The 15,086-nt window shown below is 68.0% G+C and carries 12 protein-coding genes; 1 reads left to right on the plus strand and 11 read right to left on the minus strand.

Annotated elements, in window-relative coordinates:
* Positions 1 to 19: 19 nt before the first annotated feature.
* The 6 genes from EQ874_RS07475 to EQ874_RS07500 all read right to left on the minus strand — a co-directional run bounded on the left by EQ874_RS07475 (position 20) and on the right by EQ874_RS07500 (position 6,266).
* The gene (locus EQ874_RS07475; protein WP_129976403.1) at positions 20 to 1,255 is read right to left on the minus strand and encodes a fatty acid desaturase; all 1,236 of its coding nucleotides are present in this window, start codon (positions 1,253 to 1,255) and stop codon (positions 20 to 22) included.
* A gap of 63 nt (positions 1,256 to 1,318) precedes the next feature.
* Entirely contained in the window at positions 1,319 to 2,599 is a 1,281-nt protein-coding gene (locus tag EQ874_RS07480; RefSeq protein ID WP_129976404.1) for an acyl-CoA desaturase, read from the minus strand.
* Between the two features lie 30 nt (positions 2,600 to 2,629).
* Positions 2,630 to 3,760 (minus strand): ferredoxin reductase, encoded by a 1,131-nt coding sequence (locus EQ874_RS07485; protein ID WP_129976405.1) that lies wholly within the window; start codon positions 3,758 to 3,760, stop codon positions 2,630 to 2,632.
* A gap of 98 nt (positions 3,761 to 3,858) precedes the next feature.
* A complete protein-coding gene (locus EQ874_RS07490; RefSeq protein ID WP_129976406.1) occupies positions 3,859 to 4,368 on the minus strand; it encodes a hypothetical protein in 510 nt (169 codons plus the stop codon).
* A gap of 3 nt (positions 4,369 to 4,371) precedes the next feature.
* On the minus strand, positions 4,372 to 5,781 hold the full coding sequence (locus tag EQ874_RS07495; protein WP_064065270.1) for a wax ester/triacylglycerol synthase family O-acyltransferase: 1,410 nt from the start codon (positions 5,779 to 5,781) through the stop codon (positions 4,372 to 4,374).
* Complete coding sequence (locus EQ874_RS07500; RefSeq protein ID WP_129976523.1) at positions 5,778 to 6,266, minus strand: HAD-IA family hydrolase; 489 nt, start codon at positions 6,264 to 6,266, stop codon at positions 5,778 to 5,780. Before EQ874_RS07500 ends, EQ874_RS07495 begins: the two co-directional genes overlap by 4 nt.
* Positions 6,267 to 6,591: 325 nt before the next feature.
* Here EQ874_RS07500 and EQ874_RS07505 point away from each other — a divergent pair, with 325 nt between their 5' ends.
* Positions 6,592 to 6,957 (plus strand): Rv3235 family protein, encoded by a 366-nt coding sequence (locus EQ874_RS07505; RefSeq protein WP_242496672.1) that lies wholly within the window; start codon positions 6,592 to 6,594, stop codon positions 6,955 to 6,957.
* Positions 6,958 to 7,017: 60 nt separating this feature from the next.
* Here the strand turns inward: EQ874_RS07505 and secA are convergent, their stop codons facing one another.
* The 5 genes from secA to mtrB all read right to left on the minus strand — a co-directional run bounded on the left by secA (position 7,018) and on the right by mtrB (position 15,069).
* Positions 7,018 to 9,873, minus strand: coding sequence for a preprotein translocase subunit SecA (gene secA / locus EQ874_RS07510; protein WP_129976407.1), 2,856 nt, complete (start codon positions 9,871 to 9,873; stop codon positions 7,018 to 7,020).
* 142 nt (positions 9,874 to 10,015) lie between these two features.
* Positions 10,016 to 10,684: a ribosome-associated translation inhibitor RaiA gene (raiA, locus tag EQ874_RS07515; RefSeq protein ID WP_129976408.1), complete on the minus strand. Its 669-nt coding sequence runs from the start codon at positions 10,682 to 10,684 to the stop codon at positions 10,016 to 10,018.
* Between the two features lie 234 nt (positions 10,685 to 10,918).
* Positions 10,919 to 11,563 (minus strand): ComF family protein, encoded by a 645-nt coding sequence (locus EQ874_RS07520; protein WP_129976409.1) that lies wholly within the window; start codon positions 11,561 to 11,563, stop codon positions 10,919 to 10,921.
* Between the two features lie 75 nt (positions 11,564 to 11,638).
* Positions 11,639 to 13,423: an MtrAB system accessory lipoprotein LpqB gene (gene lpqB / locus EQ874_RS07525; protein ID WP_064065274.1), complete on the minus strand. Its 1,785-nt coding sequence runs from the start codon at positions 13,421 to 13,423 to the stop codon at positions 11,639 to 11,641.
* Positions 13,420 to 15,069, minus strand: coding sequence for an MtrAB system histidine kinase MtrB (gene mtrB / locus EQ874_RS07530; protein WP_242496673.1), 1,650 nt, complete (start codon positions 15,067 to 15,069; stop codon positions 13,420 to 13,422). The genes lpqB and mtrB overlap by 4 nt, the downstream gene beginning before the upstream one ends.
* Positions 15,070 to 15,086: the final 17 nt, after the last annotated feature.

Here is a 15,086-nt window from a genome sequence, read left to right on the forward strand (position 1 = left end):
GTTCTCGTTCTCGTGACCGCTAGCGCATGCCGAGCGCGCGGCGGATGAATCCGCGCTTGCGGGTCTTCTCGATGGTGGTGGCCAGACCCATGCGGCGACCGGTGACCGGATCGATCTCCGGCACTCCGCCGAAGCCCCGCTCGGAGGCGGTCTCCGGGGCGGCGTCGCGATCGTCCTTGAGGTACTTGTCGGGCAGCGACAGCTTGGCGATGGTGCGCCACGACTTCCAGTACTGCACCGCGAGCGGACCCGTGGTGTACGGCAGGTCGTACTTCTCGCACAGCTCGCGCACGCGCACCGCGATCTCGGCGTACCGGTTGGACGGCAGGTCGGGGTAGATGTGGTGTTCGATCTGGTAGCTCAGGTTGCCGGTCATGAAGTCCATGACCCGGCCGCCGGAGATGTTCGCGGAACCGAGCATCTGACGCAGGTACCACTGGGCGCGCGTCTCGTTCTCGATGTCCTGCTTCGTGAACTTCTCCGCACCGTCGGGGAAATGACCACAGAAGATCACCGCGTTGGTCCAGATGTTGCGCACGAAGTTCGCGGTCGCATTGGCTTTCATCGTGGACTTCCACGACTTACCGCTCAGCGCCGGGTAGACGACGTAGTCGCGCAGGTGCTGCTTGCCGAGCTTGGCGAGCACCTCCTTGCCGCGCGCCTTGGTCAGCTCGCGGTCGTCGCGTCCCTGGACGACCTTGCCGAGCTCGAGGAGCTGGATGGCGATGCCGTACTGGAACAGCGCCGCGAGAATCGCGTTGTAGGCGACGTTGCCGAGGTAGAACGGCTTCCACCGCTGGTCGCGGGTGACGCGCAGCAGGCCGTATCCCACGTCGTCGTCCATGCCGAGGATGTTGGTGTACTTGTGGTGCAGGTAGTTGTGAGTGATCTTCCAGTGCGCCGACGGGTCGACGTTGTCCCACTCCCAGTTGGCCGAGTGCACCTCGGGGTCGTTCATCCAGTCCCACTGCCCGTGCATCACGTTGTGCCCGAGCTCCATGTTCTCGATGATCTTCGACAGGGAGAGCATGCCCGTGCCCAGCAGCCACAACGGGCGTCTGTTCGAGCCGAGCAGCACGAGGCGCCCACCGATCTCGAGGCCACGCTGCAACCGGATCGTGTTGCGGACGTATCGAGCGTCGCGCTCACCGCGGGACTCCTCGATATCGCGCCGGATGGCGTCGAGTTCGCGGCCGATGGCCTCGACATCCGCATCCGTCAGGTGTGCGTACTCCTTGACATCCGATATCGCCATGGGAGCTACTCTACCGTAGGTTACGGCTCCGTAGGTTAGCCGAAATCGGAGCTGTGGCGCGAATCACACAGCCACAGGAGGCCTCCGACGACCCGATTCACCACGGCGACGCCGACGCTCTGCTACCGCATGCTCGGCATGGACCCGGAGGGCCGTGAGCAATCCCCGGCGCCGGCCGGTGGACGCCTCGGTCGCCGGCGCCTCCGGGCGCCACCGATCGAACTTGCGCTCGGAGGAGGTTTCCGGGGCGTCGTCGGAGGTCGCCTTCAGGAAGCGGTCGGGCACCGCGAGCTTGTGGATCGTGCGCAGGGCGAGCCAGTACTGCCGGGCGAGAGAGCCGGTGGTGTACGGCAGGTCGTACTTCCCGCACAGCGCCCGCACGCGCGCGGCGATCTCCGGGTAGCGGTTGCTCGGCAGATCAGGGAACAGATGATGCTCGATCTGGTAGCTGAGATTCCCGGTGAGGAAATCCATCGCGCGCCCACCCGAAATGTTTGCGCTGCCGAGCAACTGGCGCAGATACCACTCTCCGCGGGTTTCGTTCTCGTAGTGCTCCGTGGTGAACTTCTCGGCGCCGTCCGGAAAGTGGCCGCAGAAGATCACGAGATACGCCCAGATGTTGCGGATCACGTTGGCGGCGAGGTTCGCCGACAGCGTGCTACGCCAGGCCGGGCCGGTGAGCGCCGGGAAGAACACCAGATCCTTCACGACCTGCCGACCGGCCTTCACCGCGAATTCCTTGTTGGGCCCCGAGTTCCACTGCGCGGGCGGGACGCCTTCGAGTTCCTTCTTCGCCGAGAGATCGTGCAGCGCGATCCCCCATTCGAAGGTCAGGGCGAGGACGATGTTGGCGATCGGCTGCGCGAGATTGCGCGGACGCCACTTCTCGTCGCGCGTCATCCGCAGGATGCCGAATCCCACGTCCTCGTCCATGCCCACGATGTTCGTGTAGGTGTGGTGCGCGTAGTTGTGGGCGCGCTTCCAGTGCTCGGACGGGCCGGTCTGGTCCCACTCCCAGGACGTGGAGTGGATCTCCGGATCGTTCATCCAGTCCCACTGCCCGTGCATCACGTTGTGCCCGAGCTCCATGTTCTCGATGATCTTGGCGAGCGACAGCGCGGCGGTACCGACGATCCAGCGCGACCGGCGGCGGGAACCGAACAGCGCGCAGCGTCCGACCACCTCCAGCACACGCTGCAGACGGATGACGGAATGGATGTAACGCGCGTCCCGGGGGCCGCGCGAATTCTCCACATCCCGTCGAATCGCGTCGAATTCGTTTGCGAGAGCAACGATATCGTCTTCGGTCAGGTGCGAGAACGCGCGGATGTCGGTGATGGCCAAGCGGGATCCTTCGGAGGTTGCTGTCGGTGTCTACACGTCCAGTGTGCAGTCGCCGGCAGCGGCGGAGATGCAGGTCTGGACGCGTTCGCCCTCTGCGTGTTCCTTGCCGGATCGCAGATCGACGACGTGCCCCTTCTCGAGCGGCACCACACAAGTCTGACAGATTCCCATGCGGCACCCGAAGGGCATCAGCGCGCCGACGCTCTCACCGGCCTCGAGAATCGTCGTGGCACCGTCCACGGTGACGGTCTTACCGGACTTCGCGAACGTGATCGTTCCGCCCGACCCCGAGGTATCGGCGCGGCTGACGGCGAACCGCTCGAGATGGACCCGGTCATCGAGTCCCTCCGCAGCCCAGTGCGCGGTGATGTCGTCGAGCATCTGCTGCGGACCGCACGCCCAGGTCTGGCGCTCACGCCAGTCGGGGCACACCTCGGCGAGCTCGGACAGCGCGAACTTGCCCTTCTCGCGCGTGTGACGCACGTGCACCCGGAAGCGGTCGTGGGTGGCGTCGAAGCGTTCGAGCTCCGAGCGGAACATCACGTTCTCGGCCGTCGGCGCCGAGTGGATGTGCACGACGTCGGGCAGATCGAGTTCGCGCTCGATCGCGCGCCGGTCGAGCGTGCGCAGCATCGACATGATCGGCGTGATGCCACTACCGGCCGTCAGGAACAGGATCTTCGCCGGCGGCGGATCGGGCAGGACGAAATCGCCCTTCGGGGCCGCGAGGCGCACGACGGTCCCCTCCGGGACACCGCCGACGAGGTGGCTCGACAGGAACCCCTCGGGCATCGCCTTCACGGCGATGGAGATGACCTTGTCGTCCCAGGTGGGCGAGGAGGTCAGCGAGTAGGAGCGCCAGTGCCAGCGACCTTCGATGTGCAGGCCGATCCCGATGTACTGGCCGGGGGCGTATCCGAAGTCGAAGCCCCAACCCGGACGGATGACGATCGTCGCGGAATCGGGTGTCTCCTGGCGCACCGACACGATGCGCCCGCGCAGTTCACGGGCGGACCACAGCGGGTTGACCAGATGCAGATAGTCGTCGGGAAGCAGAGGGGTGGTCAGCCGGGCCACCGCGCCGCGCAGGACGTTGGAGAGCGATTTCTCTCCCGGCGCGACGTGTACCGCAGGCTTTTCGATCCATTCCTTCAGACCCATCCGACCGTTTCTCCTCACTCCGGTTACGCCTCCGTAGGTTATCAGAGGTTACGGAAGCGTAGGTTGCGGTCGAGACGGCCGTCACACCGAAGGCGGGGTCAGAGCAGGTCGAGCAGAAAAGGCAATTCCTGGGTCGCGTACCAGGCCAGTTCGTGGTCCTCCGCGTCGCCGAGGACGAACTCCGCCTCCTCGTCGCCCAGTTCGGCCGCATCGACGACCTCACGCGCCCGCGCGACGTCGGTCTCCGCTTCCTGCAGGTCGATGTGCACCGAGGCCACCGCACTCATCGGGATCGGCCCGGTGAGCCGCACGACCGCATCATCGAGATCCGGCCGCGGCTTCACCTCGTCGACATCGGCCGCGATCACCACACGGCGGGACGCGAAGGACGGGTGATCACCGGGCTCCTCCGAGGCGAGCAATCGCAGCGACGCACGTGCCGCCTCCGCCATCGCGACCTCGGCGAGCTCTTCGTCGTCACCCGCCGTGTAGGCCTCCCGCAACGTGGGGGTCACCGCGAAGGCCGTCCTGCTCACCGGATCGACCTCGTCGTCGGCGACGAGTCGCTGCACCATCGCGAGCGTTGCCGGTACATAGACACGCGTCATTTCTCACCTGCCGGCATCCGTCAACTCCTCGAGAGATTCCTGGATCAGCGTCGCTGCCACGTCCACATCGGGCATCGCATCACGATCCGCATTCAAACCGTAGTAGATCTTGCCGTCGTAGGACGTCAACGCGATGCTCAGGGCCTGATTCTTCAGCAACGGCGAGACCGGATAGATCTCCAGGAGACGGGCCCCGGTCAGATAGAGCGGGTGCTGGGGACCCGGGGCGTTGGTGATCATGAGGTTGAACATCCGCTGCGAGAAACCCATCGCGACCCGGGTACCCACCGCGTGCATCGTCGCCGGGGCGAAGCCGGACAACCGGACCATCGTCTGGGCCGCCACCCGCCGCCGTTGCCGCGAATAGGCCTCGCCGGCGTGCGCGATGTGCGAGAGCCGGACCACCGCGTTCGGCTCCCCCACCGGCAGGTCCAGCAGGAAGGACGACACCTCGCCCTGCGGATGGACCTGGATCGTGTCGTTGCCGGCGCCGTCGTCCGGATCCTGGGTGTACACCGACATCGGGACCATCGCCCGCACGACGGTGGCCTCGGTGACCGGTTCCCCGCGGGAGAGCAGCCAGTAGCGCAATGCCCCGGCGAGAACCGCGAGTACGACGTCGTTGATCGTGCAGCCGTAGCGCGAGTGGATCTTGCGGTACGGCGCCAGATCGGACCGCACCACGGAGAATCGGCGGCTCCTCGAGATCTGCGTGTTCAGCGGCGTCTCGGGTGCCGACTGCGCAGCCGTGCGGGCGAGGCGCCCGACGGCGTCGACGGTCTCGGTGAGGGTCGCCGTGAGGTCGCCCACGGCCGAGCGGAGGGCGGCGACCCCCTCCCCGGGGCGCGCGACGAGTTCGGCGAGCGCCCCGACGAGCAGCGCGGATTCCGACGGTTCGCGTTCGGGCATCCACAATTCCTCGGGAACCTCACGCGGCACCGGCTCCTGGTCGAAGAGCACCTGCACGATGTCGAGGGCCTCCTCACCGTCGACGAGCGCCGAATGCGACTTCGAGAACAACGCGACCCGATCGTTCGCGAGCCCCTCGACGAGGTACATCTCCCACAGCGGCCGTGTGCGGTCCAGCGGCCGCGAGACCAGGCGCGCGACGAGGTCGTGCAGCTGTTCGTCGGAGCCGGGTCTCGGCAACGCGGAGCGCCGCACGTGATAGGTGATGTCGAAGTCGCGGTCGTCGACCCAGACGGGGCGGGACAGCCCGAATGCGACCTCCCGCACCTTCTTCCGGTAGCGGGGCACCTCGGGCAGCCGCTGCTCGACCAGCCGGAGCACGCTCTCGTAGTCGAGGCCGCCTTCGGGAGGTTCGAGGATCGCGAGCGAACCGACGTGCATCGGCGTGTTGCTCGTCTCCAAGTAGTAGTACGACGCGTCCTGCGCCGTCATCCGGCTCGTCATCGACCCCGCTCCCCCTCCTGACCCGAACCTGCCGAGCATCGCCACCACGGCTCGGCGCCGCCCGCAGCTCCGCCCCCGATCTCCTCGGGATCGAGATCGAAGAGTACGGCCAGTTCGCCCGGCGCGTCGTGTGAACCATCATGGTGGACGCCGACCATCCCCGCAGCGGCAGCACCTCGCACGTTGCCGACCGCATCGTCGACGAAGACGCACTCGCCCGGCCCGAGGTCGAGCAGTCGCGCGACCAGCAGGTAGCTCTCGGGGTCGGGTTTGGCGACGCCCGCATCACCCGAGAGCACCACGCGGTCGACGAAGGCACCTTCGAGATCGCGCAGCCACTGCGCGCCGGGGCCACCGGGATCGTTGCTGAGCAGAGCGGTCCGCACGCCCCGCGCACGCAGGAACGCCACGACCGCACCGAACGTGCCGGGGTCGCTTCCCGGCCCGACCAGGACGCCACCGACATCGAGTACGAGTCCTCGCAGCACGACACCACCGTATGTCCCGGGCACCCCGATCGCGTCCTATCGCGCCGGCGCCCCGCAGGTGTGGCATCATGTGCGCGGTTCGTCCTCTCCCGAACCGATTCCTCGGCACCGGTCCACCCGTGCCGCCGATTCGCCGTCACGACTTTCGGGAGAGCTCATGCCGCATCACACCGGGCGCTACGTGCGCCGCCTCACCTGCCTCGAACCCCCCGCCGAGGAGAACTGCGGTCGCTCCCGCAGCCACGCGACCCGCCGGGCCACCCCGCACGATGGTCGCTCCGGGAGAATCCCGTTCCGGCACCAGGGAATCGGGAGTACCGGCGTGGCCGCGAACACGGACGACCGGCCCGATCTCCCCGTCGATCCGGCAGTCGGACGGGTGGCGGAGTCGGCCGTGCGCCTCGTCCTCGAGGTGGTGGACGGTCGCCGTCCTGCCGTGCAGTCGGCGACCGTCCTCGACCCACGGCTCGTCTCCACGATCGTCACGGGCCGCACGCCACGCGCAGGTCGCAGCACCGCGGTCCTGTTGCGCACACGCGTGCGCCCCGTCGACGCGGACACCGTCGAACTGTTCGGCAGCTACGCCCGGGGGGAACGGGTGTTCGCATTCGCCGGGCGGATGGTGTGCAAGCGTCCCCGTCCACGCGCGCCGCATCGCTGGACGATCACGACCCTGTGGCTCGGCTGAGCCACAGGGTCGTGAGGTGGTCCGGCGCCGGCCGCGCAGTACGCGCCCTACCGGGCGGGGTCAGCGGTGCCGGTTGGTCTTCGCGTCGCGCCGGGCGGCGGCACGACGTTCCTTGCGGGTGCCCGCCTGCTTCGGTGCGGATCCCGCATCGGAACCGGCGGTCGTCCGCGCGACGTGGGCGCGGCCGTCCTCGTCGGGACCGGTGTAGGTCAGGCGCCGTTCGGTCTCGTCGAGACCCTTCGCCTGCAGCGCGGCCGGCGCGGGCTGCGCCGCATGTGCGGGCTGCGCGGGCCGGGCGGGCTGCGCCGGAGCAGGACGTGCGGCCTGCACGGGAGCCGCCGCGGCCAGGCTCGGAGCCGCCTGTGCGGCCGCTGCCGCCGAGGCCGCGGTGACCGCCACACCCGGCTGCTGTTGCTGCTGCGCAGCCTCGACCTGGAGGTTGAACAGGAATCCGACCGACTCCTCCTTCAGACCCTCGAGCATCGCGGTGAACATGTCGAAACCTTCGCGCTGGTACTCGACGAGGGGATCGCGCTGCGCCATCGCGCGCAGGCCGATGCCTTCCTTGAGGTAGTCCATCTCGTAGAGATGCTCGCGCCACTTGCGGTCGAGGACCGACAGCAGCACGCGACGCTCGAGTTCGCGCATCGCGTTCTCACCGGCGATGGCCTCGAGTTCGGCCTCGCGACGCGCGTAGGCGGCGCGGGCATCCTCGAGCAGGACCTCGAGCAGACCGTCGCGGTCGAGGTCCTCGTTCTCGGCGACGAGCGTCTTGTGGTCGACACCCACCGGGTAGAGGGTCTTGAGCGCCGTCCACAACTGCTCGAGATCCCAGTCCTCGACGTATCCCTCGGCGGTCGCGCCGTCGACGTAGGCGGTGACGACGTCGGTGAGCATGTGCTGCACCTGACCCTCGAGGTCCTCGCCGCGCAGGATCCGGCGACGCTCCTCGTAGATGACGGTGCGCTGCTGGTTCATCACCTCGTCGTACTTGAGCACGTTCTTGCGGATCTCGAAGTTCTGCTGCTCGACCTGTGTCTGGGCGCTCTTGATGGCCTTGGAGACCATCTTCGCCTCGATCGGCACGTCGTCGGGCAGGTTCAGCCGGGTCATGATCGATTCGAGGGCCGCACCGTTGAAGCGCCGCATCAGTTCGTCGCCGAGCGAGAGGTAGAACCGCGACTCGCCCGGGTCGCCCTGACGGCCGGAACGGCCGCGCAACTGGTTGTCGATGCGACGGGACTCGTGCCGCTCGGTGCCGAGCACGTACAGGCCACCGGCCGCGCGCACCTTCTCGGCGTCGGCCTTCGACTCGGCCTTGATCCGCTCGAGGGTCTCGTCCCAGGCCGCCTCGTACTCCTCCGGAGTGTTCACCGGATCGAGACCACGCTGACGCAGCGCGATGTCGGCGAGGATGTCGGGGTTGCCACCGAGCACGACGTCGGTACCACGACCGGCCATGTTGGTTGCGACGGTCACCGCACCGGAACGACCGGCCTGCGCGATGATCTGCGCTTCCTGCTCGTGGAACTTCGCGTTGAGCACGCTGTGGGGCACACCACGCTTGGTGAACTGACGCGACAGGTACTCGGACCGCTCGACGCTCGTCGTACCGATGAGGACCGGCTGCCCCTTCTCGTGACGCTCGACCACGTCGTCGACGACGGCCGCGAACTTCGCTTCCTCGGTCTTGTAGATCAGGTCGCCCTGGTCGACACGCACCATCGGACGGTTCGTCGGGATCGGGATGACCCCGAGGCTGTAGATCTGGTGGAGCTCGGCGGCCTCGGTCTCGGCCGTACCCGTCATGCCCGACAGCTTGTCGTACAGGCGGAAGTAGTTCTGCAGCGTGATCGTGGCCAGCGTCTGGTTCTCGGCCTTGATCTCGACGCCTTCCTTGGCCTCGATCGCCTGGTGCATGCCCTCGTTGTAGCGGCGGCCCGACAGCACACGACCGGTGAACTCGTCGACGATGACGACTTCGCCGTTGCGGACGATGTAGTCCTTGTCCTTGGCGTAGAGCTCCTTGGCCTTGATGGCGTTGTTCAGGTAGCTCACCAGCGGCGAGTTCGCCGCCTCGTACAGGTTGTCGATGCCGAGCTGGTCCTCGACGAATTCGACACCGGCCTCGTGCACACCGACGGTCCGCTTCCGGATGTCGATCTCGTAGTGCACCTCGGGCTTGAGCAGCTTCACGATGCGGGCGAACTCGGAGTACCACTTGCTCGACGCGTCGGCGGGACCCGAGATGATCAGCGGCGTCCGGGCCTCGTCGATGAGGATCGAGTCGACCTCGTCGACGACCGCGAAGTTGTGTCCGCGCTGCACGAGGTCGTCGAGCGAGTGCGTCATGTTGTCGCGCAGGTAGTCGAAGCCGAACTCGTTGTTGGTGCCGTAGGTGATGTCGGCGGCATAGGCTGCGCGGCGCTGCGCCGGCGTCATCCCGGACAGGATCACGTCGGTCTCGAGCCCGAGGAAACGGTGCACACGGCCCATCCACTCGGCGTCGCGCTTGGCGAGATAGTCGTTGACCGTGACGACATGGACGCCGTCGCCGGAGATCGCGTTGAGGTAGGCCGGCAGCACGCAGGTGAGGGTCTTGCCCTCACCGGTCTTCATCTCGGCGATATTGCCGAAGTGCAGCGCCGCGCCACCCATGATCTGGACGAGATAGTGCTTCTGCCCGAGCACCCGGAAGGACGCCTCCCGGGCGGTCGCGAAGGCCTCCGGGAGCAGATCGTCGAGCGTCTCGCCGTCCTGGTAGCGGCTCCGGAACTGCTCCGTCATGGCCCGGAGCTCGGCGTCGGTCAGGGCCTCGAAGTCCGGGGAGAGGGAATCGACATGCTCGGCGATGTGCTTGAGCCGCTTGACCATGCGACCTTCACCGATCCGGAGCAGCTTCGTCAGCGACAGCACTGGTGTGTTCGTCCTCAATCTCGGGTACCTGCACGGACAAGAAATCCGGCCGAGGCCTTGTCGGACCCCGGCCGGATTCCATGGTAGGCGCTGCGCGGGAGTGACCGCGATGGCGAGGTGCCTCAGGTCACTCCCGGCAGTGTCACACGAGCCTGATCAGACCGTAGTCGAAGGCGTGTCGCCGGTAGACCACGGACGGCTTGTCCGTCTCCTTGTCGTGGAACAGGTAGAAGTCGTGACCGACGAGTTCCATCTCGTAGAGGGCGTCGTCGACGGTCATCGGCGCAGCGTTGTGTTCCTTCGTCCGGACGATGCGACCGGGACCGTCCTGGGATTCCTTCTCGCTGTCGCCGAACGACAGATCGGGCGAGATCGCGAGCTCGTCGTCACGGGCGAGAGCCGCGGTGGCTTCCGCCACGGACACGGGCGTCTTCTCACCGTAGGAGACCTTGCGGCGCTCCTTCGTCCTTCGCAGGCGCGATTCGAGCTTGCTGATCACAGACTCGAAGGCAGCGTAGAAACTGTCGGCGCTGGCCTCGGCCCGTACGATCGGTCCCTTCCCGCGGGCAGTGATCTCGACCCGTTGGCAACTCTTCTTCTGACGCCTGTTGCGTTCGTGCTGCAACTCGACGTCGAAGAGGAAGATCGTCGGATCGAAGCGTTCGAGCCGAGCGAGTTTCTCGGAGACGTAGATCCGGAAATGATCGGGGACCTCGACGTTGCGTCCTTTCACGACAACATCGGCACGGGGGCCTTCCGTGGCGGCATCGGCCTCTGCAACGGAACCTCTGGACTTCGAAGGGGTCGTCACGCGTACCTCCCGAGTTACGGCCGGCGCAGCCCGCGCGCCGGCATGATGAATGAGCGCGAGAGCGCACTCGCCCGGAATCGGAAGAACAAGCGTTTCCACCCGTCTACCTTGTTGTTTCCGGGTCTGATGGCGACGTTAGTACGTAACTCGAAGGTCTGCCACCGTTCCCACCCGATTTCACTTCGCGTCGCATTCCGGTCCTGGACGGGGCCCTGCCCGGACCCGTCGGAGTACTCACGCGTGGGCGATCACGAGCACTCCCACCGGGTACAATCCTGCGCGCCGGAGAGCCCGTACCGACTCGCGGGCGGTGGTTCCGGTGGTGAGCACATCGTCGACCACGAGTACCGGGATCGTCCGCGGCAGCCCGTCGGCGCTCACCGTCACGCGGCCGGCGAGGTTGCGTTGCCGGTCGGCCGCGGTGAGCCCCACCGAGTCGCGCACACCCGCCGCCACACCCAGGATCGGATGCACGTGGAGGTGAGGGTCGTGCGCCGCGGCGGCCCGGGCGGCACGCGCGACGGGATCGCCTCCGCGTGCCCGCGCGGCCCGCGCCCGGGTGGGGGCGGGCGCCACGATCAACGGCCCGCCGGGCAGCTCGCCCCATCTCCGCAGCCGCGTGATCGCGACCGCCCACGCGAGCCCGAGAGGCTCGGCGAGATCCCGCCGGGCGCGTTCCTTGGCGACGATCACCGCGCGACGCCGGGGGCCGGAGTACGGGCCCAGACTCCACACCGGGACCCCGGGCTCGACGCGGGGCGTCACCGTCCCGGGATGGTCGCCGAGTTCCCGCGCGCACTCTCGGCACCAGTTCACCCCGGGGTCGGCGCATCCCCCGCACCGGGCGGGCAGGACGAGATCGAGCAGGGCCGTCAGCACACCGCGAGTGTGCCGGATGTCACCGACAGCCGGGGTCGACGGCAGCACCGACAACCGGTGTCACCGGCACCGCGCTCAGCCCGGCAGGACGGGAATCGCGGCCATCCCGGCGAGGCCGGGCACCTCCCGCCAGTACCGGTCGCCGGCGGGGTCGCGGTTGTTGAGCTGGAAGACCGTCCGGGAATCCGCGACGAACTCGCTCGCCGTGGACGCCTCGACCGCCACCACCGGGGGCGTGAGATTGCGGCTCGGCAGTGCGTCGATGCGTGAGCCGTCCACCGCGACCTGCACGACGGGCACGTCGGCCGACGCGCGGGAGACGACGATCGTGTCGGCCGTGCTCCAGTCCAGGGCGAGCGCGGGACCACCGAGACCGAAGCCGATCTCGCGCGGATTGGTGAGCGAGTACTCGCCGGTCGTGGTCGGCACGACGGTCGCGACGAAGACCCGCCCGTCGATGATCATGGCGGCGCGGACACCGTCGCGCGACAGGCGCAGTTCGGTGATGCGGCCGCCGAGACCGCGGACCGCGCCCGCCTCCACCCCGACGACGGTGACCCGCCCGGTGCCGGGTTCGCGCACCGCGCGCACCACCGAGGTCCCGTTGACGACCGCCCACACCGAATTGTTGTTGGGCGACCAGGACGGCCGGGTGATCGACTCGCCGTCGACCGCCGGCTCGGCACCGCCCTCGCTGTAGGCCCCCACCATGAGTTGCACGGCCGGTTCCGGTGCCGGTTTGCCGGTGTTCTCGACTGCGGCGACGAGCTCTCCGTCCAGCGACAGGGCGACCGACTGCAGGTCGTCGGACGCACCGAAGAAGCTGCGTACGGGGGTCACACCCGTCTCTGCGACGCTCACCAGCGCGCCGTCGAGCAGCGCGTGCAGACCCACCGTCACGCTCGACGCGGCGAGGGGGTTCATCGACGCCACGTCCGCGGTGGTCCACCCGTTCGGGAAGCGTTCGTCGAGCGGCTGGCCGTCGGCGAGGAGCTGGTACGGGCCGCTGATGTCGGCATTGGCGAGGGTCCAGATCACCTGTGCGGCGAGCAGTTCGCGATCCTGCCGCCCCATCGAGCCGACCCCCTGGAAGTCGATGCGGATGCCGCCGAGCCCGACGCCCACGTCGGTCGTGCGGCCGTCGGCCTTCGTCACCGATCCGATGACGGTGACGTCCTCGAGCAGATTCTTGACCGCAGGTGCCAGGACCTGCTTCGGGCCCTCGACGAGCAACCCCATCAGCTGGGAGGCCGTCTGCTCGGGTGTGCCCGTGATCCAGCGCGGATCCGGGACGACGGCGTTGCCCGTCGGGTCGAGGAAGTACAGCGAGCGCCGCTGATAGGTGTTGAGGAAACGGGGGCGGTCCATGATGACGCCGGCCGGCAGCCGGTCGATGCGCCACTCCCCGTCGGTGCGGACGAGTGAGAACCGCGCCTCGAACTCCCCGTCGGCGGGGCGGTAGATGCCGCCCTCCTCGAGAAAGCCGACGGTACTCGCCCGCACCACATAGGTGGCGCTGTCGCCGTCGCGTTCCTCGACGAGGACGTCGACCTTGTCGACGATCGTCGCGCTCGCGGCGTCGTCCCAGGTGTCGGACATCGTGGGCGTGAGGAACTGGCGGGCCGCGCGATGGCGGTTGGTCGGATCGGTGCTGGCCTGCAGGAAGTCGCGCAGGAGCAGATCGGGTTCGCGACCCGGCACCGGTGCGGCGACCTCCGTGGTCGAGGGACCGCGTTCGAGGGTTCCGATGGCCTGCGGGGAGGACGAATCGGGCAGCGTGGCACATCCCGACAACACGAGTCCGGCCACCGTCAGGAGGACGACGAGCACGCCCGCTGCACGCGGAGTCGAGCGGCTCATGTACTGGCTCCTTCGGACGGCGTGCTCGCAGGGTCGGTCGGGGACTCTCCGGTCGACGGCTGCTCCGGGGTGTCGTCGTCCGGTGGGGGCTTGCCCTGCACGGCCTTCGCGGCGCCGGGCACGAGAGGGAGGGGGCTGCGACCCACTTTACGTCCGCGTTCGCGGGGCAGGGTCAGCCGGAAGCTGGCACCTCGTCCCGGTTCGCCCCATGCCTCGAGTTTGCCGTTGTGCAGGTTTGCGTCCTCGACGCTGATGGCGAGTCCGAGACCGGTGCCACCGGAACGCCGGACCCGCGACGGATCCGAACGCCAGAACCGGTTGAAGACGAGCTTCTCCTCCCCCGGTCGCAGACCCACACCCTGATCGCGCACGACGAAGGCCGCGGCGGTGTCGTCGGCGCGCAGCCGCAGCAGGATCGGTTTGCCCTCACCGTGATCGATCGCGTTGGCGAGGAGGTTCCGCAGGATGCGTTCGACACGACGCGGATCGACGTCGGCCTCGACGGGTTCGTCCGGCATGTCGACGATGAGTTCGGTCGCGGTCTCGCGGGCCAGGTGACGCACGGTCGAGACGGCGGCACGCGCACACATCCGCAGGTCGAGACGCTCGGAGGCGAGCTCGGCGACACCGGCGTCGTGCCGGCTGATCTCGAGCAGGTCGTTGAGCAGACTCTCGAAGCGGTCGAGTTCGGCGACGAGCAGTTCGGAGGACCGTTTGAGGACGGGGTCGAGGTCGTCGCTGCCGTCGTGGATGAGGTCGGCGGCCATGCGTACCGTCGTCAGCGGGGTGCGCAGTTCGTGGCTCACGTCGGAGGTGAACCGCTTCTGCAGGTTGCCGTACTCCTCGAGCTGGGTGATCTGGCGCGACAGGCTCTCGGCCATCTCGTTGAACGACATCGCGAGCCGGGCCATGTCGTCCTCGCCGCGGACCGGCATGCGTTCCTTGAGCCGCCCGTCCGCGAAGCGCACGGCGATCCGGGAGGCCGACCGGATGGGCAGCACGACCTGCCGGGCGACGATCATCGAGATCGCCGCCAGCAGGACGAGCAGAACCACGGCACCGACGAGCAGGGTGCCGCGGACGAGGGCGAGGGTGCGTTCCTCACCGCCGAGCGGGAAGACGAGATACAGCTCGAGCGTCGAGATGTCGGAATCGGTGGGGCTGCCCATGATCAGGGCCGGCCCTGTGTAGCCCTCGGGATCGGCGACGGTCACGAACTGGTATGCGATCTGCCCGTTCTGGACGAAGGCGCGCAGGTTCTGCGGGATCTGGTCGGCGGGCCCGCTCGAGGTGGGGGCCCGCGGACCGTCGCCGGGGACGATGAGGACGGGATCGAAGGTTCCGGCGACGCCGGTGTCCTGTCCCCCGTCGCTGCCGCGGCTGGTGAGGATCGCCGCGGCACCGTCGAGACGGACCGCGAGCGAGCCCGAGTCGTCGGCGCCCGCGAGCTGCCCCTCGACGAGTGCGCGCGAGCGATCCATCTCCTCGGTCGCCGCGTCGATCTTCACTTCGAGCAGACGGTCGGTGATCTGGCTCGTGAGTACCACTCCGAGCACGAACATGACGATCAGCGACAGCGTGAGGGTCGAGGTCACGACCCGCAGCTGCAGCGATCGTCGCCAGGTGTGCGCGAGTCGGCTGCTCATCGACCGCGACCACCTCA

This window comes from Rhodococcus sp. Q1 (genome assembly GCF_004153645.1).
In the GTDB taxonomy this organism is placed as follows: Bacteria; Actinomycetota; Actinomycetes; order Mycobacteriales; family Mycobacteriaceae; genus Rhodococcus; species Rhodococcus gordoniae.